The sequence below is a fragment of the Acinetobacter sp. AHP123 genome (assembly GCF_023757925.1).
Taxonomy (GTDB): domain Bacteria; phylum Pseudomonadota; class Gammaproteobacteria; order Pseudomonadales; family Moraxellaceae; genus Acinetobacter; species Acinetobacter oleivorans.
The window spans coordinates 1075729-1100201 of record NZ_CP092454.1 but is presented as its reverse complement, the minus strand read 5'-3'; the positions used below and the strand labels follow the sequence as shown (position 1 = coordinate 1100201).

25 protein-coding genes are annotated in these 24473 nt (G+C 38.5%); 12 read left to right on the top strand and 13 right to left on the bottom strand.

Annotated elements, in window-relative coordinates; genetic code table 11:
* Positions 1-70: 70 nt before the first annotated feature.
* From MJX77_RS05240 to ubiG, 5 genes are all read right to left on the bottom strand, one after another.
* Entirely contained in the window at positions 71-400 is a 330-nt protein-coding gene (locus MJX77_RS05240; RefSeq protein WP_004640333.1) for an RcnB family protein, read from the bottom strand.
* Between the two features lie 231 nt (positions 401-631).
* Positions 632-1045, bottom strand: coding sequence for an RcnB family protein (locus MJX77_RS05235; protein WP_004795500.1), 414 nt, complete (start codon positions 1043-1045; stop codon positions 632-634).
* A 216-nt stretch (positions 1046-1261) separates the two neighbouring features.
* On the bottom strand, positions 1262-2008 hold the full coding sequence (locus tag MJX77_RS05230; protein ID WP_004795498.1) for a YciK family oxidoreductase: 747 nt from the start codon (positions 2006-2008) through the stop codon (positions 1262-1264).
* Between the two features lie 68 nt (positions 2009-2076).
* Positions 2077-2778, bottom strand: coding sequence for an HAD family hydrolase (locus tag MJX77_RS05225; protein WP_128825355.1), 702 nt, complete (start codon positions 2776-2778; stop codon positions 2077-2079).
* Entirely contained in the window at positions 2775-3488 is a 714-nt protein-coding gene (gene ubiG / locus MJX77_RS05220) for a bifunctional 2-polyprenyl-6-hydroxyphenol methylase/3-demethylubiquinol 3-O-methyltransferase UbiG (protein WP_252060713.1), read from the bottom strand. The genes MJX77_RS05225 and ubiG overlap by 4 nt, the downstream gene beginning before the upstream one ends.
* 180 nt (positions 3489-3668) lie before the next feature.
* Here ubiG and MJX77_RS05215 point away from each other — a divergent pair, with 180 nt between their 5' ends.
* Positions 3669-4286: a thiol:disulfide interchange protein DsbA/DsbL gene (locus MJX77_RS05215; RefSeq protein WP_252060712.1), complete on the top strand. Its 618-nt coding sequence runs from the start codon at positions 3669-3671 to the stop codon at positions 4284-4286.
* A gap of 80 nt (positions 4287-4366) precedes the next feature.
* Here MJX77_RS05215 and MJX77_RS05210 read toward each other — a convergent pair whose 3' ends face one another.
* On the bottom strand, positions 4367-5014 hold the full coding sequence (locus tag MJX77_RS05210) for a TetR/AcrR family transcriptional regulator (RefSeq protein ID WP_005308928.1): 648 nt from the start codon (positions 5012-5014) through the stop codon (positions 4367-4369).
* Between the two features lie 137 nt (positions 5015-5151).
* Entirely contained in the window at positions 5152-5790 is a 639-nt protein-coding gene (locus tag MJX77_RS05205; protein ID WP_005308931.1) for a TetR family transcriptional regulator, read from the bottom strand.
* A gap of 173 nt (positions 5791-5963) precedes the next feature.
* Between MJX77_RS05205 and MJX77_RS05200 the strand changes: the two genes are divergently transcribed.
* From MJX77_RS05200 to MJX77_RS05180, 6 genes are all read left to right on the top strand, one after another.
* Complete coding sequence (locus tag MJX77_RS05200) at positions 5964-6989, top strand: ferredoxin reductase (protein ID WP_252060711.1); 1026 nt, start codon at positions 5964-5966, stop codon at positions 6987-6989.
* A 33-nt stretch (positions 6990-7022) separates the two neighbouring features.
* A complete protein-coding gene (locus tag MJX77_RS05195; RefSeq protein ID WP_252060710.1) occupies positions 7023-8186 on the top strand; it encodes a fatty acid desaturase family protein in 1164 nt (387 codons plus the stop codon).
* Between the two features lie 125 nt (positions 8187-8311).
* Positions 8312-9028, top strand: coding sequence for a ribonuclease PH (gene rph / locus MJX77_RS05190; protein ID WP_004795487.1), 717 nt, complete (start codon positions 8312-8314; stop codon positions 9026-9028).
* A 133-nt stretch (positions 9029-9161) separates the two neighbouring features.
* Positions 9162-9296, top strand: a complete 135-nt coding sequence (locus MJX77_RS19325; protein WP_255209843.1) for a hypothetical protein — start codon at positions 9162-9164, stop codon at positions 9294-9296.
* A 21-nt stretch (positions 9297-9317) separates the two neighbouring features.
* Complete coding sequence (locus tag MJX77_RS05185; RefSeq protein ID WP_252060709.1) at positions 9318-11486, top strand: phosphocholine-specific phospholipase C; 2169 nt, start codon at positions 9318-9320, stop codon at positions 11484-11486.
* A 177-nt stretch (positions 11487-11663) separates the two neighbouring features.
* Entirely contained in the window at positions 11664-11831 is a 168-nt protein-coding gene (locus MJX77_RS05180) for an ABZJ_00068 family colistin stress protein (RefSeq protein ID WP_004640355.1), read from the top strand.
* Here MJX77_RS05180 and nadC read toward each other — a convergent pair.
* The gene (nadC, locus tag MJX77_RS05175) at positions 11828-12673 is read right to left on the bottom strand and encodes a carboxylating nicotinate-nucleotide diphosphorylase (protein ID WP_252060708.1); all 846 of its coding nucleotides are present in this window, start codon (positions 12671-12673) and stop codon (positions 11828-11830) included. The genes MJX77_RS05180 and nadC overlap by 4 nt on opposite strands.
* 171 nt (positions 12674-12844) lie before the next feature.
* On the opposite strand from nadC, the gene ampD reads away from it, so the two are divergent.
* Positions 12845-13414 (top strand): 1,6-anhydro-N-acetylmuramyl-L-alanine amidase AmpD, encoded by a 570-nt coding sequence (gene ampD / locus MJX77_RS05170; protein ID WP_252060707.1) that lies wholly within the window; start codon positions 12845-12847, stop codon positions 13412-13414.
* A gap of 72 nt (positions 13415-13486) precedes the next feature.
* Positions 13487-15037, top strand: a complete 1551-nt coding sequence (murJ, locus tag MJX77_RS05165) for a murein biosynthesis integral membrane protein MurJ (protein WP_252060706.1) — start codon at positions 13487-13489, stop codon at positions 15035-15037.
* 45 nt (positions 15038-15082) lie between these two features.
* Here murJ and bamJ (MJX77_RS05160) read toward each other — a convergent pair whose 3' ends face one another.
* The 5 genes from bamJ (MJX77_RS05160) to MJX77_RS05140 all read right to left on the bottom strand — a co-directional run bounded on the left by bamJ (MJX77_RS05160) (position 15083) and on the right by MJX77_RS05140 (position 20480).
* Entirely contained in the window at positions 15083-15778 is a 696-nt protein-coding gene (gene bamJ / locus MJX77_RS05160) for a BamJ family beta-barrel-assembly machinery protein (protein WP_016139674.1), read from the bottom strand.
* 49 nt (positions 15779-15827) lie between these two features.
* On the bottom strand, positions 15828-16553 hold the full coding sequence (gene bamJ / locus MJX77_RS05155; RefSeq protein ID WP_144735257.1) for a BamJ family beta-barrel-assembly machinery protein: 726 nt from the start codon (positions 16551-16553) through the stop codon (positions 15828-15830).
* A 191-nt stretch (positions 16554-16744) separates the two neighbouring features.
* Positions 16745-18928 carry a polysaccharide biosynthesis tyrosine autokinase gene (locus tag MJX77_RS05150; RefSeq protein ID WP_252060705.1) on the bottom strand — a complete coding sequence of 728 codons (2184 nt, stop codon included), beginning with the start codon at positions 18926-18928 and terminating at the stop codon, positions 16745-16747.
* A gap of 18 nt (positions 18929-18946) precedes the next feature.
* A complete protein-coding gene (locus MJX77_RS05145) occupies positions 18947-19375 on the bottom strand; it encodes a low molecular weight protein-tyrosine-phosphatase (RefSeq protein ID WP_005049242.1) in 429 nt (142 codons plus the stop codon).
* Positions 19376-19379: 4 nt separating this feature from the next.
* Positions 19380-20480, bottom strand: coding sequence for a polysaccharide biosynthesis/export family protein (locus MJX77_RS05140; protein WP_252060704.1), 1101 nt, complete (start codon positions 20478-20480; stop codon positions 19380-19382).
* 355 nt (positions 20481-20835) lie between these two features.
* Here MJX77_RS05140 and tviB point away from each other — a divergent pair, with 355 nt between their 5' ends.
* The 3 genes from tviB to MJX77_RS05125 are packed head-to-tail and all read left to right on the top strand — an operon-like array spanning position 20836 to position 24468.
* Positions 20836-22110, top strand: a complete 1275-nt coding sequence (gene tviB / locus MJX77_RS05135) for a Vi polysaccharide biosynthesis UDP-N-acetylglucosamine C-6 dehydrogenase TviB (protein ID WP_252060703.1) — start codon at positions 20836-20838, stop codon at positions 22108-22110.
* Between the two features lie 13 nt (positions 22111-22123).
* On the top strand, positions 22124-23320 hold the full coding sequence (locus MJX77_RS05130) for a UDP-N-acetylglucosamine 4,6-dehydratase (RefSeq protein WP_032005745.1): 1197 nt from the start codon (positions 22124-22126) through the stop codon (positions 23318-23320).
* Positions 23320-24468, top strand: a complete 1149-nt coding sequence (locus MJX77_RS05125; protein WP_252060702.1) for a LegC family aminotransferase — start codon at positions 23320-23322, stop codon at positions 24466-24468. Before MJX77_RS05130 ends, MJX77_RS05125 begins: the two co-directional genes overlap by 1 nt.
* The last annotated feature ends 5 nt before the right edge of the window (positions 24469-24473 follow it).

Genomic DNA, 24473 nt, shown 5'->3' with positions numbered 1-24473 from the left:
AAGATTAAAGCCGCATGTTTTAGATAAAAAAACACCCAAATCTAAGTTTGGGTGTTTAAATTTTTTTAAATTAGTGAACCACTCTAATGATTTTATGGCTTTGTTCATTTACCAGCACATAATTTCCGTTCACTTTGTACCATTTTTGGTAGCGACCCGGTTTCGTTAATTTTTGATGCTGACGATAGTCAATCACGTAACGTGAGTGTTGATATTCACGGGGTACAACCTGACCTGCTCGCCAAACATTACGATGGTCGTCTTTTTTAATTACTTTAACGGTTTTTACTTCATGGTTTTGGTAGTTGCCATGATGGTTATGATCGTTTGGTGCTGCCATTGCTGTTGTTGCAACTAAACCACTAAGTGAAAGAACAATCGCTGTTGTTAATTTTTTCATTGTAAACCTCGAGTGATGAATTAAATTTCAATAACTAAAGATTAGTGAACAATTACAGATAAATCGTGGAGGCTACGAAGAATAAATGTGAAAACTAACGATGAAATAAGAAGAAATTAAGAAAATACGAAATATAAAAATCTATTTATTTTTTGAATATATAAGTAATAAAAAAGGATAAAACCATAAGGCTTTATCCTTTTTGCTCAGCGATAGCGAGGTTCTATCGCTTTAAAAACCACGAATACTCACAATACTATTAGAATCAGTATCAACTAAAATATAGTCATTGTTGATTTTGTACCATTGCTGATTACGGTCTGGTTTTGGCAAGTTACTATCTTTATAGTCGACTTTATAGCCATTGCCACGATAGTGCTGTGGCATAACATATCCAGGCTGCCAGCGATGCTGTTTAAGCCGTTCAAAACCACGTTCTTCACGCATACGGCGCTCGTCACGGACACGATCTTCATCATGATCACGTCCAAATCCTGGCCCACGATCGTTCCATTCACCGCGTGGTCCTCCACCTTTAGGACCTTTCGGGCCATGGCCTCGGTCAAAAGGAGGATCAGCAAAGCTCGCCATACTTGTGGTGAGTACAGCTATGGAAAGGGTTAAGATTGTGAACAACTTTTTCATGATGCATCCTCGTTTACATCTGATGTCTCTCATGTTGAATACTCTACGCGCAAAATGCAGAGAAACTGTGAAGATCATTTAATGGTTCAATTAAAATTACGGATAGATCAAGAGTTTTTATCAATAATAAAAAAGGCTTGAATATATCTTTTCAGGTATAGGCAAGCCAGATTTGATGATCGGCTGTAATTTTCTTTAGCTTTTCATCTTTAACTTTTAATCCTGTGCATCAATACTTTGACCATTGAGCGCCAAGCTATCTTCACCCATTAAATAGAGGTAAGCAGGCAAGATCGACTCTGGCGTAGGTAATGTTTTTGGATCTTCTTGTGGATAGGCTTTAGCACGCATTGCTGTACGCGTTGCACCTGGATTAATGCAGTTAAAACGGATATTAGGATAAGTATGTTCCGCTGCAAAAATTTTGCTCACTGCTTCAATTGCAATTTTTGAAACAGAATATGCGCCCCATAAAGCACGTGCTTCACGGCCTACACCTGAACTGGTAAATACAACAGAGGCATTTTCTGATTTTTGCAAAAGTGGTAATAATGCTTGAGTTAAAGCAAAAGGCGCGCGTAGGTTAACCGCCATGACATCATCCCAAGTTTCGGTTGGATAATGTGCTAGCTCTACGCGTTCACCTAAAATACCTGCATTATGCAAAATACCGTCTAGGCGTCCAAACTGCTTTTCGAGCGTATCGACTAAAAAGTCATAATCACGGTCAGAAGCACTTGAAAGTTGTAATGGTAAAATCGCTGGTTGCGGTGCACCCAGGCTTTCAATTTCATCATAAATAACTTCAAGTTTATTTAAGGTTCTACCATGCAGTACAACGGTTGCACCATGTAGTGCATAAGTCAGAGCGGCAGCTCGCCCAATTCCATCGCCAGCACCGGTGATTAAAATAATTCGATCTTTGAGTAGATCCGGACGAGGTTGGTATTCTGAATATTTCATTGGTAAACCTCCTTCTTTTTATATTGATAAAACAAACAATTGTTAAAAAAGCCTATAAAACTCTTAGCTTAACTTATCATACGCTGATTTTCCTGTAGAGCAGGAAGCTTTTGACGTAACATATGGTGTAATTCTGTCACCGTATTTACAATCGAGTCGGCCTGCCATGCAGCGAGATCATCACGATGTTCGATTGGTAAATAGCCATATGCAGCCAAAATAGTATACATATTGGCATTGCGTCCAGCATCAATATCACGTGGATGGTCACCCACATAGATAATTTCATTTGCTGGGATATTTAACTGTTTAGCCGCTAAATACATTGGTTCTGGATCTGGCTTGGTTTTACTGACATCTTCAGGACACACTAAAACCGCACAGCGTTCGGTCAGATTTAACTTTTCTAAAAGAGATTCACTTAATCCGCGTGGTTTATTGGTCACAATACCCCACGGAATTTGCTGAGCTTCTAACTCTTCTAAAAGTGGATACATGCCTTCAAACAGGTCTGTATCAACCACAATATTATTGCCGTAAATATCTAAAAAGTTTTGACGATGCGCTAAGAAAATTGGATTGGCCACATCCAGCTCTGGATAGACCAATTTAACCATCGCACGTGCACCTTCAGAAACCTGAGTGCGAATGAGGTCTGCATCAACAACTGGGCGTCTTTCATCACGGCACATTTGCTGAATAATCCGAATGAAGTCGGCAGCCGTATCGATAAGAGTACCGTCTAAATCAAATAAAACAGCTTTCATCATGCACCTGTATTTATCGTGTGAACCATATAATTAACGTCAACATTTGGCGCTAACCAGTAATGCTTGGTCAGTGGGTTGTAGTGCAGTCCTGTCATTTCTTTTAGAGTAAGACCTGCATTACGAATGTCATGTGCCATTTCAGATGGTCGAATAAATTTATGATAATCATGTGTACCTTTTGGCAACATGCGTAGTACGTATTCTGCGCCAATAATGGCAAATAAATAAGATTTTGGGTTACGATTAATGGTTGAGAAGAACACATGGCCACCCGGTTTAACCAAAGCCTGACAAGCTCTTACAATAGACGCTGGATCTGGAACGTGTTCCATCATTTCCATGCAAGTGACCACATCGTATTGACCTGCTTGTTCTTGTGCTAATTCTTCTACAGGAATTTGGCGATATTCAATATTTTGAACATTGTCTTGCTGAGCATGCAAACGGCCAACAGCTAGCGGTGCTTCACCCATATCAATACCAAGTACATCTGCTCCTCGACGTGCCATGCTCTCTGCCAAAATACCGCCACCACAACCGACATCAAGTACTTTTTTACCAGCAAGGCCGTCTGCACGCTCATCAATCCAGTTTAAACGTAGTGGATTAATTTGATGAAGTGGGCGAAATTCAGAATGTTGATCCCACCATTTGGCAGCAAGTGCTTCAAACTTTGCGATTTCTTGTAAATCAACATTCAATTGCGACATGGTGCTACCTCTAAACTTGGGTTATCTTTTTGGATATAGTTCGCCGTTAGTGTAGCGATTATTGGGAAAAAAGCGATAAACCCAATAAAAAACTTCACAGAAGCAAAACGAATTTAGCATATTTGTTTTATATTTAGAGCATAAGCTAATGCATAACAACTTAGAGGAAAAGCTGTAGCAATGAAAAAATTGGTTTTGGGTGGTTTAAGCGCAGCAATTATGGCCGTATCGGGTAGTGTAATGGCAGCAGATTTTGTTGCTGGTAAAGACTACACCGTGATTGCCAATCCAGGCAAAGTGGAAGTTCCGGGGAAAATCGAAGTTCGAGAGTTCTTTTGGTATGGATGTCCACACTGTTTTAAACTTGAACCGCATATGCAAACGTGGTTAAAACAGATTCCTAACGATGTACGTTTCGTACGTACACCAGCTGCAATGAATAAAATGTGGGAGCAAGGGGCGCGTACCTATTATACATCTGAGGCATTAGGTGTACGTAAACGCACGCATTTACCATTGTTCCATGCGATTCAGGTGAATGGTCAGCAAATTTTTGATCAGGCTTCCGCGGCGAAGTTCTTTACTCGTTATGGCGTGCCTGAACAGAAGTTTAATAGCACTTACAACTCATTTGCTGTGACTGCAAAAGTTGCCGAGTCAAATAAACTTGCTCAACAGTACCAATTAACAGGTGTTCCTGCGGTTGTCGTTAATGGTAAATATGTTGTACAGGGTGAAGATGGTAAAGTTACTCAAGTTCTTAATTATTTAATTGAGAAAGAACGTAAAGCAAAATAAGTTGTTTAGGCTTTACTTCAAAAATGGGCTTCATATGAAGCCCATTTTTATATTTAGTTAATTATCACGAAATATTTCAATTAATTTTGCTTATTTTCATCTTCAATTTGAAAATTTAAAACATCAAAATTAACAGTTTGAGTTGGCAGCGATAATGCCTGATTAATATATAAATTAATTAATTTTTGGCGAGAACCGATAGAGCGCTGATAATAAGTAGAATTTAAAAGCAGTGATGCGCCGTAAGTCAGTGACCAGATATAAGACAAATAATCACGAATCGACATGTCGTAATTTAATGATTTTAAATAATTTTCTGTAATATCTTTAATTGCTAAAATACGCTGTTGGCGGATTTCATAAAGCTCTTCGAAAAGATGCTTCAACTTAGACTCTGTCATTGTCAGATTTTCTTCAAGTTGATGCAATAAAATGGTTTTTCCTGGCGTAAGCAAATGGTGAAGCATGTAATGAGGGGCATACTCTTTGAAATCTGTATTATATTTTTTAGAAATTTCTAAAATTTGCTTTTCATTTTGAATAATGAGCTCAAGTAGAAGCTCATTTTTGCTTCTAAAATGCTTATAAAGTGTGCCTTTAGCAATATCTAGCTCGGCCACTAACTCATCTAGAGTAATTTCCTGATTGTTTTCTAGTAACAACTTTTCTGCCACGCTCAGAATTTTTTCTTTGCGCATCAAAAACTGTGTATGACGATCAAGATTCATAGGTATTCCCACACCAGTTTGGCCTAACTAATAATTTACTTCCTGTAAAAAGAAAAAGACTTTTCTCGAAATTTTTAGCCTTTTTCTTTCCCTCTTTACGTATTACCACATAACCTGTTTTTTGTCATTTGCCGCTTCTACCGTTCCCAATTTGCAATCCCTCTAAAGAGTAAGCGAACTTGTGTAGAGGCATTTTCAATAAAGGCAGTTTGTTGCAGCTTGAGTTGTTCACCTTGATATTGTTTTGATAGGTTGAGCCACGTCATTGCCCATGTAAATGACATGTTGGTCAAAATAGTGGATAGGACATTTAAGTCTTGAGGTTGTTGAATATGTTTAAAATTTTCGAGTTTAGTCAGATCAGTTGTTAGATCTTCAATCAGAAATTCGATTTCTCTAGCAATGGCTGCACGAACTGTTTCTGAACCGCCCCAACGCTCGGAAATCATAAATTGCCACTGCTTAGGGCTATGATTTACCGCCTGAACAAATAGCTCAATGCTGGTTTGTGTTTTGGTCGATTTATGTTGTAAATAACTTTGACCCAATTGATGTAAAACACTTTTTAAATGTAGGGCAACTTGGTCAACCAATTCCTTACCGAGTTCATCCATGTCTTGAAAATGACGATAGAACGCTGTCGGTACTAAACCAACTTCACGTGCAACTTCACGCAAACTGATACTACTGAACGAACGCCCAGACGTGCTCAGATGCAAGGCTGCATCTAGAAGTGCCTGACGACTTTGCTGTTTTCGTTCATCCCGTATCGACATTAAAAGAACCTATTTAAACCGTGAGCCAGAGTCTAACAAAAAAGAGCAAACTTTCATAAAAAAAATAGTGAACAAGTGTTGACTGAGTGAACAGTTATAAATATAGTGTACATATGTTCACTATACGAACATGTGTTCACTCAAATAAATAGCCAGATACAAAAGAGGAACGTATGAACGCAACACTTAGTTATCAGCCACATTTGGTCCGAGAAGATTTTGTTGATTTTGTTTTGCAGAAAATTAACCTGACTTGGGCTTGGAAACGCGTACTTTCAGAAGTTATCGCAGTTCAGTCTCTACATACAGATATGGTGCTTATTAAGCTTAAACCGAATCGTAATTTTAAGTTCGATCAGGTACATGCTGGGCAAAGTATTTTATTAACGCTACTTATTGATGGAGTTTACCAACAGCGTAGTTATTCAATTATTGAAGTAACTCCTCAAGGTGAAATCTCTTTAGGTATTAAAGTACAAGGCTTGGTGTCTAGTGCAGCTCAACGATTACATGTCGGAGAGTGCATTGAGATTTCACAGGCCCAAGGTGATTTTACTTTGCACCAAGGCCAGCAACCCGCGATTTTAATCGCGTCAGGTAGTGGTATTACTGCAATTTATTCACTTTTGCAGCAAGCTTTGAAACAACAGCTTGAACAGATTCATGTCATTTATTTTAATCGTGCAGAAATTTTTCATGCTGAATTAAAAGCTTTGGCAGAAAAGCATCCAGAGCTTCACTATCATTTTTTTAATACCGCTGAGCAAAAGCAGCATTTAACTGAAGACCTATTGCAAAAGTTGGTTCCTAATTACGCACAGACTGCAACGTATGTGTGTGGACACCACGGCATGATGCAACAGGCAAATGAAATTTATGCGCAGCAAAGTGCTCAGTCGCAGCTTCATCAAGAGTTTTTCATGCCTGTTCAAATCGAACAGTCTAATGAAGCACAACCCATCGTATTTCGTCGCTCGCAACAAAACTTTATTGCCACGACAACATTATTAAGCAGTGCAGAGCAAGCTGGCTTACGTCCACAGCATGGTTGCCGTATGGGTGTATGCAACCAATGTACGTGTACCAAAGTCAGTGGTGTCACCCAGAATATATTAACAGGCGAAATTGACGATCAACCAAATCGTGCAATTAAGTTATGCGTGAACCAGGCATTAAGCCCAGTCACTATTGATCTATAAAAACAAACATAAAAGAGATTTGAGGATACCATTATGAATATGGCAGTAGAACTTAAAGCAACATCAAAATCGGCACATTTAACCCCAGAGCAAACAGAAGCTTTTGGTCGCCGTATTGAAGAAATTCGTCTTGAAGTGATGAAAGATCTCGGTGAAAAAGATTCAAAATATATTTATAAAGTACGTAATTTTGTACGCTACACCGAAATTGCATCACGTGGCATGTTGATGTTTGGTGGTTGGATTCCACCAGTATGGTTGTTAGGTACGGCTATGCTAGGTGTATCTAAAATCGTTGAAAACATGGAACTCGGTCATAATGTGATGCATGGTCAGTTTGACTGGTTAAATGACCCAACGCTTAACGGTGCAACCTATGACTGGGATACGGTGTGTACTGGTGAAGACTGGAAATATACCCATAACTATAAGCATCATACCTATACCAATGTGTTTGGCATGGATCATGATATTAGCGGTTATGGTGTGATGCGCATGAGCCGTGAGCAAAAGTGGGAAACCCGTTTTTTATTCAACGTACCAATGGGCTTTGTATTGTCAACGGGTTTTGAATGGCTACTGGCTTTACAACGTCTAGAAATGGAAAAAGTGTTGTTTGATGGCACCAAAACTTGGAAAGAAGTATATGTAGAATCCAAAAATCTACGTAAAAAAATGGTACGTCAGTTTGGTAAAGATTATGTGCTGTTCCCACTCATTGCAGGACCAATGTTCCTGCCAGTATTGGCTGGTAACTTTTTTGCTAACTTGATCCGTAACTACTGGGCATCGACCGTGATTTATTGTGGCCATTTCACAGAAGATTCTGAAATTATCACTGACAATATTGATAATGAAACTAAAGCAGAGTGGTACTTACGTCAGATTCGTGGTTCAGCAAACTTTACTGGCGGTAAGATTATGCATTTTTTGAGCGGTAACTTGAGTCATCAAATCGAACATCATTTGTTTCCAGATGTACCTGCCAACCGCTATCAAGAGATGGCACCTAAAGTACGTGAAGTTTGTGCAGAGTTCGGTCAACAATACAATACCGCACCCTTTGGATCTCAAATTGTGAGTGTTTATAAACGTCTGGCTGTTCACTCTTTGCCTGACAATGTGGTTGATCGTTTGGTGGAGACTAAGCGGACCTTTGTTGAGGCAGTGAAAGGCATGTTTGGCAAAGCTGCTTAATAAAGATAGAGCATTGTTTGAGTCATCAAGCGATGCTCTTTACCAATAAGTAAAAGGGAAAGTACGTGTAATTGAGATATACTACGGTGCAATTATATTTGTGCCATTGTTTTTAAGGAATCATTATGCGTATTGACCAAAGAGCATTAGACCAGTTACGTGAAGTGAAAATTACACGTAACTATACCCGTTACGCAGAAGGTTCAGTTCTGGTTGAATTTGGTCATACCAAAGTATTGTGTACTGCAAGTATCGATAATTCGGTTCCACGTTTTTTAAAAGGAAAAGGACAGGGCTGGGTCACTGCTGAATATGGCATGTTACCGCGTTCAACACATTCACGTTGTGACCGTGAAGCAGCGCGTGGTAAACAGTCAGGCCGGACACAGGAAATCCAGCGCCTAATTGGACGTAGCTTACGTGCTATGGTCGATTTGAAAAAGCTTGGCGAAAACACAATTACCATCGACTGTGATGTGATTCAAGCTGATGGTGGTACGCGTACCGCTTCAATCACTGGCGCGGCTGTAGCGTTAGTTGATGCGATGAATGTTTTGTTATCTCAAAAGAAAATTAAGCATGATCCGCTTAAAGGATTAGTTGCTGCAATTTCTGTAGGTATGTATCAAGACGAAGTATTACTTGATCTGTGCTATGAAGAAGATTCGAACTGCCAAACTGACTTAAACGTAGTAATGACACAAGCAGGCGAATTTATTGAAATTCAAGGCACAGCTGAAGATAAACCATTTACTCGTGCACAAAGCAATGACATGTTAGAAATGGCTGAAAAGGGAATTGCCGAGCTCATTAAAAAGCAACAAGAAGCTTTAGGTTGGTAATTTTACGCTTTCTAAAAAACGCATCTTCGGATGCGTTTTTTTATGCCTTCATCAAATCGACATAAAAACATCACGTGCCTGTCACTTTTTCACTTTATTAGTAGTTCGCATTTAAACCGTTTGGAAAAAACCAATGCGAAAACTTTCACTTCTATTAATTACGTCTTTAGCACTTTTACTGAGTGCTTGTAACGATGATAACGACACAGATAATTCATCGCCGACAACACCGCCAACCAGTAATTGCAAAATGCACTGTGCACCATAATAAGAACTTAGGATAGAACTAATGAATCGTCGCGAATTTCTTTTAAATTCTACAAAAACTATGTTTGGGACAGCTGCTTTAGCGAGTTTCCCATTGAGTATTCAAAAAGCGCTAGCTATTGATGCCAAAGTTGAAAGTGGAACTATTCAAGATGTTAAGCACATCGTAATTTTGACTCAGGAAAACCGCTCATTCGATAATTATTTTGGAACACTAAAAGGCGTGCGTGGTTTCGGTGACCGCTTTACTATTCCAATGACAGAAAGTCGAAAGGTTTGGGAGCAATACGATGCCAAGAAAAATAAAGTATTGCCATACCATCTCGACAGCCGTATAGGAAATGCCCAGCGTGTTACTGGTACAAAGCATTCATGGTCAGATGGTCAAGCAGCTTGGGACAATGGTCGTATGAGTGATTGGGTGGCACACAAACAACCACAGTCGATGGGCTATTACAAAAAACAAGAAGTCGAATATCAATTTGCCTTAGCCAATGCTTTTACGATTTGTGATGCCTACCATTGTGCCATGCATGCGGGAACTAACCCGAACCGTAAATTTATCTGGACGGGAACTAATGGTCCTACAGGTGCAGGTGTGGCTAGTGTAGTAAATGAATTTGATGGGATTGGACCATCAACAGAAGGTTATGAATGGACGACTTATCCTGAGCGTTTACAGCAGGCTGGGGTGGTATGGAAAGTTTATCAAAATATGCCAGATAACTTTACCGATAACCCACTTGCAGGCTTTAAACAATATCGCCGTGCAAATGAACAATCGGGTCAGCCTGTCAGTAACGACACGCCAACATGCCCAGCATACGATGAAAAAATCGATGCGACTCAACCACTTTATAAAGGTATTGCCAATACCATGCCAGACGGCGGTTTTTTAGGAACTTTTAAAGCTGATATTGCACAAGGTAAATTGCCGCAAGTGAGTTGGTTAGTCGCTCCTGCAAATTATAGCGAACACCCCGGACCATCTAGTCCTGTGCAGGGCGCTTGGTATATGCAGGAAGTATTAAATGCATTAACTGAAAATCCTGAGTTGTGGAGCCAAACAGTTTTATTGGTGAATTTTGATGAGAATGATGGTTTCTTTGACCATATTCCTTCACCAAGTGCGCCGTCTAAAGATATCAAAGGTGTCGTATATGGAAAAACGACTCTAAGTGATCAGCAAGTATCTTATGAATATTTTAACCATCCAGCAGTAGCGACTTCAAAATCTCAACCCGCCACAGACGGGCGGGTGTATGGGCCAGGGGTACGCGTTCCTATGTATGTGATTTCACCGTGGAGCAGAGGGGGATGGGTGAATTCACAAGTCTTTGACCATACCTCTATTTTACAATTCTTAGAAAAACGTTTTGGTGTGCAAGAGCCAAATATTAGTCCATATCGCCGTGCTGTGTGTGGTGATTTAACGACAGCTTTCGATTTTAAAACACCGAATACTTTGCCTGTCGCTGAACTAGAAGGGAAAAAAACAAAAGCTGAAGCTGATGCTATTCGTATCGCTCAAGAACTATTGCCGCAAGTTTCTGTTCCAAACCAACAGCAATTTCCTCAGCAGGAAATGGGAATTAGACCATCGCGTGCTTTACCTTATATTTTGCACACCAGTGCCAAAGTCGATGCAGCACAAAAGACTGTAAAGCTGATGTTCTCAAATACGGGTAAGCAGGCAGCTGTTTTTCATGTGTATAACCGATTAGATCTTACAGTAGCTCCTCGTCGGTATATGGTTGAGGCGGGTAAACAGCTTGATGATGTGTGGAATACTATAAATGGACAGTACGATTTATGGGTACTCGGTCCAAATGGTTTCCACCGCGCGTTTAAAGGTAACTTGCTCCAAGCCAATCAAACTCAAGCATTACCAGAAATTAGAGTCTGTGTGGAAGAGTGTGATGCGAATTTGTATTTAAAAGTTCGTCACGATGGTAATAAGTCAGTCAAGCTCATAGTCAAAGCAAATGCTTATCTTCCAAATAAAACGTGGACTATAGAAACGAATAGTTCTGAAAAAGAACTGGTTTGGGATATGTCCGAATTTGGAGGTTGGTACGACTTCACTGTGACTTTAGCTGATGATGCTACTTTCAGTCGCCGTTTTGCAGGACGTATTGAAACTCAAGAAGATTCAATTTCTGATCCGTATATGGGTTATGTTGAGTCTTAGGTTCTATAAAAGCATGTGCAAGAAAAACTTTTTCTTGCACATTTTAAAAATTATTAAAAATCATAGAGATCAACAAAAAAATGAATATGACTACGTTCTGTAACAGAATCTCCTAAGCCTCGTCATATTTATTTTTTACCTTGAAACCCTGATTTTTTAAAGTAATGGGGAAAATTTATGCTACAAGGTTTTATTGTATTACTAGCAGTAGTTACATTTGTTTTAATGGCTGCCGACCCACGAGATAATGGGGCACAAGCGACTCAGTCAGCATGGCAAAAAACACAAGCAGCAGACATGACCAAGTCGCAAAAAAATACGAATAACGATGTGGACTTTATTTAAGCATTAAAACGCATTGATAAATCAACAGCTCTAACGTCTTTGGTCAATACACCCATAGAAATGTAGTCAACACCCGTAGTGGCAACTTCGCGCAAGTTTTCAATGGTGATATTGCCTGATGCTTCGAGTTTACAACGTCCTGCAACATGTTTTACAGCATCAATCATTTGCTGTTGACTGAAGTTGTCGAGCATAACAATGTCTGCACCAGCTTCAAGCGCTTGATTTAGCTCATCCCAAGTTTCAACTTCGACTTCAACAGGTTTACCCGGTGCAATTTGATGTGCTTTTTCAATTGCCTGAGCAATACCACCCGCCGCCATAATATGATTTTCTTTAATTAAGAATGCATCAAATAAACCGAGACGATGGTTCTGTCCGCCACCAATAGCCACAGCATATTTCTGTGCAATACGTAAGCCTGGTAAGGTTTTACGCGTATCGAGAAGTTTTGTATTTAAACCTTCAAGATGTTGAACATATTCAGCAGTTTTTGTTGCAACAGCAGACAAAGTTTGAATAAAGTTTAAAGCAGGGCGCTCTACAGTAAGTAAGCTACGTGCAGAACCTACAAGTTTTAAAAAGGCTTCATTTGCAGCAACACGGTCACCTTCTTGTTTTAACCAAGTTATCTGTACAGTATTGTCATAAGCTGAGATGAGTGCATTAACCCAAGGCTGGCCAGCTAAAACCATATCTTCACGGCTAATAATGGTCGCGGTTGCCTGCTCATCTTCAGGTGTGAGCATCGCGGTAATGTCACCGTCCCCAATATCTTCTTGTAATGCTTGTTGAATATTGATTTGAATTGATTGTTCAAGCAAAGACTGAGGTATGCTCATACGGTTTCCATTTTGTAGATGACCCTAAAACTTGCGATATATTAGCACCGTCGACTTTAAAAATAAGCTGTTTTATGAGATTAATCGTGATAAACAATCGCATTTACTGCTTTGAAAAGTAGATAACTGCTTTAAACTAAAACAATTGGCAAGCAATTTATTGGCATCTCAATGAAGCAAATCACACCGTATGAAGTTATAGATGGACAATTAAAAGGGGCGAGACAAATCCCTTCTCCAAATTTTAACCAGCGGCCGACTGGTACCGAAATTCAAATGATCGTCGTTCATAATATTAGCTTGCCACCGTCTCAATTTGGAGGTGGATATATTGAGCAGTTTTTTCAAAATAAATTAGATTGGTCAGAGCATCCTTATTTCCAGACCATTGAAGGCATGCAAGTTTCTACACATCTGTTAATTTTACGAACAGGTGAAGTCCTACAGTTTGTTAATTTTAATGATCGGGCATGGCATGCAGGACGTTCGAGCTATTTAGCCAAAGTAGAATGCAATGATTATTCAATTGGTATAGAGCTTGAAGGAAGTGATGATTTACCTTTTGACGAAGTGCAATACGAAGTATTAACTGATGTGGTTAAGGCTATTCGTCAGGCTTATCCCGAAATTAAAAACCATATAGCAGGGCATTCGGACATTGCGCCAGGCCGAAAAACCGATCCGGGACCTTATTTTAAATGGCAGTACTTTAGACAACTGTTAGTTCAGAAAAAAAGTTGAGTTCATTCATCATTTCACAACGAAAAGATTTTCTAGTTTCATTACAATAGCGTCTTTCGAATATAGCTGTAGGTGAGTACGATGGCATTGTGGCGATCGACTTTTATTGTCAGTGCAATGACGATGTTGTCACGAGTGTTAGGGCTCGTACGTGACGTCGTATTGCTCAACGTGTTTGGTGCAGGTAAAGATTTTGATACCTTCGTCGTCGCTTTTCGTATTCCCAACTTCTTTCGACGATTGTTTGCCGAAGGTGCCTTTTCTCAAGCCTTTATTCCAGTATTAACTGAATATAAAACAGGTCGAGCACACGCTGAAGTACAGATCTTGATTAGTCGAGTATTTGGTTGCTTGCTAACAGTGATGACCTTACTGACTTTTGTGGCTATGGTTTTAGCACCTGCGATCATTTATATGTATGCACCGGGTTTCCATAGCGATCCTGAAAAGTTCGATTTAGCAGTCAGCATGTTCCGCTTGACCATCCCTTATTTATTATTTATGTCACTGACTGCTTTTGCTAGCAGTATTTTAAATAGTTATGGTTCGTTTGCTTCACCAGCTTTTTCACCAGTTTTACTGAATGTCGCGATGATCGCAGGCGCATGGTGGCTTACGCCGTATATGGCTGAACCCATCAAAGCCTTAGGTTGGTCAGTGGTCGTGGCAGGGATATTACAGTTAGCTATACAAATTCCTGAATTGTGGCGTAAAAATCTACTGATTCCACCTAAAGTTGATTTTAAACATGAAGGTGTAGAACGCATTTTAAAATTAATGCTTCCAGCATTGTTTGGGGTATCTGTTACCCAGATTAACCTGTTATTAAATACGATTTGGGCCTCTTTCATGCAAGATGGTTCGGTGTCTTGGCTCTATAGTGCAGAGCGTATGACTGAGTTGCCCTTAGGTTTAATTGGTGTTGCGATTGGTACAGTGATTTTACCTTCACTTTCTGCCCGTCATGCAGAACAAGATCAAGCAAAGTTCCGCGGTATGATCGACTGGGCTGCAAAAATTATTGTATTAGTTGGCTTACCAGCAAGTATTGCCTTATTTATGCTTTCTACTCCAATTATTCAGGCATTATTCCAGCGTGGCGAGTTTGACCTGCGTGATACACAAATGACAGCTCTGGCACTGCAATGTATGAGTGCAGGCGTGATTGCGTTTATGCTGATTAAAGTCTTTGCACCTGGTTTTTATGCACAGCAAGATACCAAAACACCAGTACGTGTGGGTTTAATGTCGGTCGCAGCCAATGCTATTTTAAACGTTGTATTTATTGGTTTCTTTAAGCTAATTGATTGGCATGCAGAGCATATGGCACTTGCCTTGGCATCTTCAGGTTCGGCGTTGGTAAATGCGGGTCTACTCTACTTCTATTTACATAAACGTAATATTTTCCGATTTGATTCGCATTGGAAAAAATTAGGGCTTCAATATGGTTTGGCAAACCTTGCCATGATTGCAACACTTTGGTTTGCATTAAATTGGTATAACGGCGAGCTTTCACAGTGGTTGCGTATTGCCGAAGTAGTGGGATTGTGTGTCGTCGGCGTAGTTGCTTATCTGGTCGTTTTAATCATTACTGGTTTTCGTCCTAGAGACTTAAAACACTAAAATAAAAAAAGCGATCTTAAATGATCGCTTTTTTATCTAATGAATTTATTTTGGTAAAACTTGTAGTAATTCAATATCAAAAATTAAAGTGCTATTTGGACCAATCGTGTCACCAGCACCGACTTCACCATAAGCAAGATTGGCAGGAATAAAGAAACGGGTTTTTCCGCCTTCTTTCATAGTTTGTAGACCTTCTGTCCAACCTGCAATGACTTGGCTAAGCTGAAACTCAACTGGATGATTACGAGCAATCGAACTATCAAATACGGTTCCATCTAGTAAACGACCTTCATAATTCACTTTAACGCGAGAGGTAGCTTTCGGTTTTTGTCCATTACCTTCTTTTAACACTTGGTATTGGAGACCAGATTTAGTCGTTATCACACCAGATTTTTTTGCATTGTCAGCAAGAAATGCCGCACCTGCTTGAGCGTTTAGTTGACCTGTTTTTTGAAATTCGACGAGTTGTTTGGCTTCTAATGTTTTCTTATAGTCATTAATCGCTTTCGCCATTTCTTCATCAGTTAAGCGTGCTGTTTTACTTTGAGCGCCTTCTTGGAGACCTTGGTAAAAAATATCAAGATTCAGATCTGTTAGCGCATCCGTATTATTACGACCCATTAAATAGCCATAACTATAACTAAATTGTTCTTTTGCTGGGCTTTTATTCGTTATAGGAGTTGCAGCAAAAACAGATAAACTCATGGTTGATGCTGCAATAATTAAACCGATTTTTTTCATGCCGTTTTCCAAAAAAAAGGAGAGTAGTGTTCTACTCTCCTGAATGTTTTTATTTCACTGAAATAAGTTCTACATCAAAAATCAGTGTACTGTTTGCTGGAATGCCAGGAACTTCCTGAGGACCATAGGCAAGATTTGATGGAATGAAGAAAGTCGCTTTACCGCCTTCTTTCATTAATTGAAGTCCCTCAGTCCAGCCTGGAATAACTTGATTAAGAGGGAACTCAACTGGCTCACCGCGTTTATAAGAACTATCAAAAACCTGACCGTTAATTAAACGACCTTCATAATGTACTTTAACAACTGACTGAGCTGTTGGCTGCTTGCCAGTACCTTCTTTAGTAATGATATATTGCAAGCCAGAAGCTGTTGTTTTTACGCCAGCTTTTGATTTATTTTCTGCAAGGAATTGCGCATCTGCAGATTCAGGAGTAGCACCAGCAGCTTGCTCCGGTTTATTTTGTTGTTGCATTTTTTGCTGTAATTCTTTTTCATAAGCGGCTACAGCAGCTTTTAACTCTTCTTGAGTATAAGCACTTGGTTGCTTACTACGAGCATCATGAATCCCTTTCACAAATGCTTTTGTATCTAGCTCAGGTGGAGTTTGCTGAGCAACTTCATATCCAAGAACATAACTAATTTTTTCAATTGGAGAGGCATTTTTATTTGCCTTGCTTCCGACTTCTGTGGTCGGATGTTGGCTTGCATAATATACTGGTACAAGTGCAGCACCGCCTAAAACTACAGCGACAGCAATGGGTAAGGCTTTACTCATAAAAGGTTCCAAAAATAATCATTTGAGTCTAAAAGGCTGCTTTTGATCTTAGCATGCTTAAGCATAGAATGTTTAAGAAAAAAAACGAGTGGTTTTTTATATATTTTAGTTAGTTTTAGTAGGGATATACTTAAAAAAATCTTAAATAAAAAAACCGGATCATTTGATCCGGTTCTATTATCACTTTACGATTAATCTTCTTTTTGTGCTTTATAAGCATAGGCATAGTTATAACCATAACCGTAGCCTGCGCTAGCACGTTGAATGTCATTGAGAATAAAGCCATTGACTTTAACACCTGCTTGTTCAAAGCGATTAAGTGTTAATTCAAGTTCTTTCATTTGTGACTTAGCATAACGAGCTACAATTAAGTTCACACCAGTATATTGCGAAATAATAATACCATCAGTTACTGCCAACACTGGCGGAGTATCAATAATGATATGATCATATTGGCTTTGTAGTTGTTCAAGTAATTCTTTAAATTGGTTTGAGCTTAAAATCTCTGAAGGATTTGTTGGACTCTTACCACGCGTAATGAGATCAAGGTTTGCCACAGGAGTCTTATGCAAAACTTTTTGTAGATCAGCTTGTCCACTCAATAATTCAGAAAGACCTGGCTTAACATCAACGTCAAAATATTTGTGCATATAACCACGACGCATATCGGCATCAATCAGTAATACACGTTTATCACCTTGCGCAAAAATTGTTGCAAGGTTAGTCGAAATAAATGATTTACCTACTTCTGGTGACGGACCTGCAATCATAATGATATTATTTTTCGCACTCGCTAATGCAAAGTGAATTGCGGTACGGATACTACGTAAGCTCTCAATTGCAATATCATCACTATTTTTAACAGCAAGAATAGGAATGTTTTTCTTCTTCTTTAAAATTTTAACGCGACTTTCTTGGATTGGAGAGCGGGGTACAGTTGCGTAAACGGGTAAATCCAATTCATTTTCAATTTGTCCAGAATCTTTAATGCCAGTACGTAGCATATTGCGTAATAAGGCAATCAGCATCCCAATAAAGCCACCCAAAAATAATGATAAAATTAAAATTTGGAGCTTTTGCGGTTTAATCGGTTTAATTGGTTCAACAGCTGTGTCTACAATACGGACATTACCAATTTCCCCTGCTTTGGCAATACGAAGCTGTTGATAAGAGTTTAAAAGCGCTGTGTAGAGCTGATTTTTTACTTCAACTTCACGGTATAACTGTAAGTATTGACGTTGTACATCTGGCAATTGTTTTAAAGTACTGTTGAGTTCACCAATTTGCTTATTAATGGCGCCTAGCTGGCCATTAATTTCTCGCATTGCTGGGTGTTCGGTAGTATATTTTGCTGCCATTTCAGCTTGCTTTTGTTCAAGCTCAGCCTTTTTAGTTTCTAAAGTAATACTTTGAGTTAAATACAGTTCAGATTCTTTGGTCACATCAACTGTGTTGTATTGTTGACGGAATTTATTAAATTCACGTTCAGCATCATCAAGTTGTTTTTTCAAATCTGGAAGTTGTTCATCTAAGAACTTTAGAGTTTGAGCAGATTCTGCTGAGCGACGTTCAATGTTTTGTGCGCTGTATGTTGCTAAAATTGCATTTAAAACTTTAGTGATGTGTTCTTGATCTTGGCCTTGATAATTTAAACCGAGGATACCTGTTAACTTACCGCGTTCTGCAACTGAATAATTTGAGCTAATAGCATTTACAGCAGCAGGTACAGATAGATTGGTAATATTATAAGTGGCATCAAATTGATCTTTAGTGAAGATAGAAACCTTCCAAGTTCCATGAGGTCCTGTAACTTGATTTATCTGGTTAAGTGGTACAGTTAAAATAACTTCTTCGGTACTAGGATCAGTTAGACGTAAAGATTGTTTATCAAAATTAAGATGTAAAGTTCTATCTAGATAATAAGCAGGAACTTCAAATTGGCGAATCTCAAAGCTTTTAAGTCCATCCTTAAAAATGACAGATTTTTTATTATATTCAGTTTTATAATCACTATTACTTAATAAACGATGGGTAAGTGTATTTTCTGTACTAGAAACCTGTATGTTGAGATGTAAGTCTTTAATGACTGAACCTAAAACCAAACGGGATTTTAAAATTTCGATCTCAGCTTGCGCTGGAGATTTCTGCTCAATCATATTAGACAATTCGCCTAAAAGTGCAGCAGAAGCTCCTTTACTGTCTTCGACTTGAACCAAAGCATCCACCGAATAAGTATCTGGTGTTACACGTAAATAGAGTAGAGCACATACAAGGCTCAAAATGATACAGAGCGCAATTAATTTCCACTGTGCAATCAGTGAAAAAAATAATTCTTTTAAATCAATTGAATCTTCGGTGTTGGTATTTTGGTTCATAAGCTTAAAATCTTGGCGTTAAATATAAGGTTTCCAGTCAGCAATACATTGTTGAATGAGTTGGCAGGTTTCATCAAAAATAGCTTGGTCGTGCTGATATGGATCGGGCACATTTCTATTCTGCCAATGGCCTAAGCGGTAGGTTTTACCTTTTGCAAAAGGCCAAGTTTGCTCAATATGTTTTTGCTGGTTGTGACTCATGACCAAAATAAGGTCAGCTTTTTTAATATGCTCAGCATTTAACTTTCTTGCAATATGAGGTTGCATGTCGATGCCTAGCCGCTGCATACAAAGTTGTGCTTTATTGTCTGCTTGATGGCCTACAAGACCAGAAATACCTGCAGACTCGATATTTAACTGAGGATATTGCTGTTTTAAGAAATACTCTGCCATAGGACTTCGACAGATGTTTCCAATACAGACCACCAAAATATTCTTAAATTGCATAATATTACTGTCCTAAACGGTCTATGTTATATAATGCACTTGAGAATGGAATAATTTGATTGACAACACGCTGCCAGCGAGTCAAGCCTGTAGCATCAACATAGACAATATCATTACTACGTAATCTAAACTGATTCGCTAAACCAAAGTCACCAATGCTCATCAAATTTAAATGGTAGAGTTCAGTTGATCGATCATTTGGATTGGTGCGTAAAACATAGATTTTGCTAGCGCTAGCAGATAAAGGATTTAAGCCTAAACTTTCACCTAGAGCATCACTTAAAGTCATGCCTTGATCACGCATTGGTAAAGCCTGGTTTTTACCTGCTTCACCCATCACATAAATTTTCTGATTTTCACGAGTGCTCACATAAATCGTGTCATTGGGTTGAACCAGTAGTTTATGTAATGAATAGCCTGCTTTCTCTAAATCTATTGTGTTTAGATTGTAGGTTTGGCCATTTCGAATGAGTTGAATATAAGTATTATCACCCATTGTAGTAATACCTCCTGCCATACCTAGAGCTGAATAAACACTCACTGGTTGATCACTGAGGTAAAATTGTCCGCCCTTAGTCACGCTTCCTTGTACTGAAAAACGCTGACCTTCATATGAAAGAACACGAACAACAACATCAGGGTTTTTTAAGAAACGGGCCAGTTGACTGTGTAACTCACGGTTGACCTGAGCCAGTGTTTTACCGGAAGCCTTATAGCGACCTACTAATGGAAACTGAATATATCCGCTTTGATCAATAGGATAACCATTCGCTTGAATAGATTGATCATTACTAATGCTGTTTACAGGTGGTGTAATTTCAGGATATGCCCAAAGTTGGATAGAGAGAACATCCCCTGAGCTTAAATGATATATAGGCTGTTGATTTTTAAATAAAGCTGCATAGTCACGTTGGTAGTCGATCTGAGCAGGTTGTATCGCTGGCAATGTTTCTTGAGAAATTTTAACGACATTAACGGTAGTTCCGAGGTCTGTTTTATAAACGCCTTCATTTGGAATATCGTAAGTTTGTAAACCAGAAGTAACCGCACAGCTGGCAGCACTTAAACTCAAGGCAAGAACAGAAAAAAACTGGCAATACTTCACACGCAACCCTTTGTGTATTTATCTTTAATTGATATTGTCCACTGCATAGTAACAAGTGTCTATTAAACGCAGGCTGAACTGATTCTAGCTGAAAAGAAATGAAAAAACATCGAAAAATCGTATAGCTTTGTATGTTTAGTTTATCTGATCGGCCTATTTAGATAGTAGTCATTCATCAGAAATATTAAAAATGTAGCATTTTAGCTAAACTGATAAATTCTACTTATAAGTGCTGTAAACACATTTATACAATTGGTATGCGGTGCTAACTTAAAATCTGATATAGTACGCTGCATTGTAAGTGCCAAAAGCATGATTTATTAGATATAAACTCTAAGGAAAAAGGCTCGTTTATATGCAAATTGCCAATTTAAAAATAGCAATTATTGGGTTGGGCTATGTAGGCTTGCCATTGGCAGTTGAGTTTGGGAAAAAAGTACCAGTTGTTGGTTTTGATATTTATCAAAAACGTATTGATGAGCTCAAAAATGGTAAAGATCATACCTTAGAAGTGTCAACACAAGAATTACAACAAGCGGTGCAATTAAGTTATACCTCTGATTTGACGGACTTAAAAGACAGTAACTTTTTTATTGTAACGGTCCCAACTCCAATTGATGATTTTAAACAACCGGATCTCACGCCTTTAATCAAAGCATCGACCAGTATTGGTCAGGTGCTTAAAAAGGGTGATGTAGTAGTTTATGAATCAACGGTATACCCAGGCGCAACAGAAGAGGTGTGTATTCCTGTTTTGGAAAAGGTTTCAGGTTTAAAATTTAATCAAGACTTTTTCGCAGGCTATAGCCCTGAGCGAATTAACCCAGGTGATAAGCTTCACCGCGTAACTAATATTTTAAAAATTACTTCAGGTTCTACACCTGAAATCGCTGATTATGTCGATGATGTCTACAATCTTATAATTGAGGCGGGAACTCATAAGGCGCCGAATATAAAAGTGGCTGAAGCGGCAAAGGTCATTGAAAATACCCAACGCGATGTCAATATTGCTTTAATTAATGAATTAGCACTTATTTTTAACAAACTTGGTATTGATACAGAAGATGTGCTTAAAGCAGCTGGAACGAAATGGAACTTTTTACCATTTCGCCCTGGGTTAGTAGGTGGGCACTGTATTGGTGTAGATCCGTATTATTTAACCCATAAAGCTCAATCTATTGGGTTACATCCAGAAATTATTTTAGCAGCTCGTCGTTTAAATGACCGTATGGGTGAGCATGTGGCAACACAGCTCATTAAGGAAATGGTGAAGCAGCGAATACAAGTTGTTGGTGCTCGTATTTTAGTGATGGGACTTAGTTTTAAAGAAAACTGTCCAGATATTCGTAATACAAAAATTGTCGACTTTATTAAAGCTTTGAAAGAATATGATCTAGACTTAGATATATATGATCCATGGGTTGATGATACAGAAGTACAACACGAATATGGCCTAGCGCCAATTAAAGAATTAGAACAAGGCTTGTATGATGCGATCGTCATTGCGGTAGCACATAACCAGTTTAAATCCATGAGTGTTGAGGAGTTCCATGCTTTAGGTAAAGAAAAGCATGTGCTTTATGATTTGAAATATGTTTTGGATAAAGAAAGTTCAAATATTAGACTTTGATTAGGGTTTTATAATGTCTACAGATATTCAATTAAATTTAATTGGCAGAACACAAGAGCTTTTTGTTGATGATATTCAACATTGGAATAATAAGTTAATCGAAATTGTTTCCTCATCGAAGTTTTTAGTTTTAGGTGGGGCGGGGTCTATTGGCCAAGCAGTTGTTAAAGAAATTTTTAAACGTAATCCTAAGAAACTACACGTTGTTGATATTTCTGAAAATAATTTAACAGAAGTTGTTCGTGATATTCGTAGCTCGTTTGGCTACATTGATGGTGATTTCCAAACATTTGCACTAGATATTGGCTCTGCTGAGTATGATGCCTATATTCAGAATGATGGTGATTTTGACTACGTTTTAAATCTTTCTGCTTTAAAGCATGTACGTAGTGAAAAAGATCCATTTACATTAATGCGAATGATTCATGTCAATATTTTGAATACTGAAAAAACGATTCAGCAGTCTATTGAAAAAGGCGTAAAGAAGTATTTCTGTGTTTCGACAGATAAAGCTGCGAACCCTGTAAATATGATGGGTGGCTCAAAGCGTATTATGGAGATGTTCCTTATGCGTCAAAGTCAGCATATTGATATTTCCACGGCTCGTTTTGCGAATGTTGCATTTTCAGATGGTTCTTTACTACATGGTTTTAATCAACGTATTCAGAAAAACCAGCCAATTGCTGCGCCAAATGATATTCGCCGTTATTTCGTTACTCCAAAAGAGTCAGGTGAGTTGTGCCTGATGTCTTGTTTACTAGGTGAGAATAGAGATATTTTCTTCCCTAAACTTAGCGAGCATTTACACCTCATTACTTTTGCTGATATTGCAGTCAAATATCTTAATAACCTTGGATATGAGCCGTATTTGTGTGAGTCTGAGGATGAAGCGCGTAGCTTAATTCAAACCTTGCCAAAACAAGGAAAGTGGCCTTGTTTATTTGCTGGAAGTACAACTACGGGTGAGAAAGATTTTGAAGAATTCTTTACCGATAATGAAACTTTAGATATGCAACGTTTTAATAATTTAGGTGTTATTAAAAATGAGTTGAATGTTGAAGAAGATAAATTGCATGTATTCGAAGAAAAAATTCATGCGATGCTTTTAAATAAACAATGGAATAAAGAAGAAATTGTTGATCTATTTAACTATATGATGCCTAACTTTGGACACAAAGAAACAGGTTTATATTTAGATGGGAAAATGTAATGGATACTTCTAAATTTAATCAATTTGTACGAGACATTTATCGTACTAATAATTTTATTCCGTTACATGAACCTCGCTTTCTTGGTAATGAAAAGAAATATGTGCTTGACACCATTGACAGTACTTTTGTCTCTAGTGTTGGTGCATATGTAAATGACTTTGAAGCGAAAATGCAGCAGTTTACAGGCTGTGCCAAAGCGATTGCGACAGTTAATGGAACAGCTGCATTACACATTGCTCTATTGTTGGCTGGCGTAAAACGCGATGATATCGTGATTACACAAGCTTTGACTTTTGTTGCAACATGTAATGCCTTGTCTTATATCGGCGCTGAACCCTTATTTGTCGATGTGTCATTAAAAACATTAGGTCTATGTCCGAAAGCATTAGGCGCTTATTTGCAAGAAAATGCTTTTATCGATGACCAAGGTGTATGTAAACACAAAGCAACAAATAAACGTATTTCTGCAATCGTACCAATGCATACATTTGGTCATCCTGTTGAAATTGATGAGCTTCAACAGGTTGTAACTAAGTGGAATATTGCATTAGTTGAAGATGCAGCTGAAAGTTTAGGTTCTTACTACAAAGGTAAACATACTGGAACTTTTGGTTTAGTTTCAGCACTTAGTTTTAATGGAAATAAAGTTATCACCACAGGTGGTGGCGGTATGGTCCTATGTCAAGATGAAGAGCTTGGCATAAGAGCGAAGCACATTACGACAACTGCAAAAATACCGCATCCTTATGAGTTTTATCATGATGAAAATGGTTTTAACTACCGTTTACCGAATTTGAATGCTGCTTTAGGTTGTGCGCAAATGGAAGGCTTAGAAGACTTTCTTGCAAAAAAACGTGAACTTGCAGAGCAATATCAAAACTTCTTTAAAGATAGTGATATTTCATTTGTTGTGGAACCTAAAGACTGCCGATCTAACTATTGGTTAAATGCCATTATTTGCAAAGATAAAGCTCAACGAGATTTGATTTTGGATGAAACCAATTCAAATAAGGTTATGACTCGCCCAATCTGGACTTTAATGACCAGATTACCAATGTACCAAAATGCATTACAAGGTGATTTAACTAACTCATTATGGTTGGAAGAAAGAGTTGTAAATATTCCAAGTTCGGTTCCTCTGGAGTAATGGGA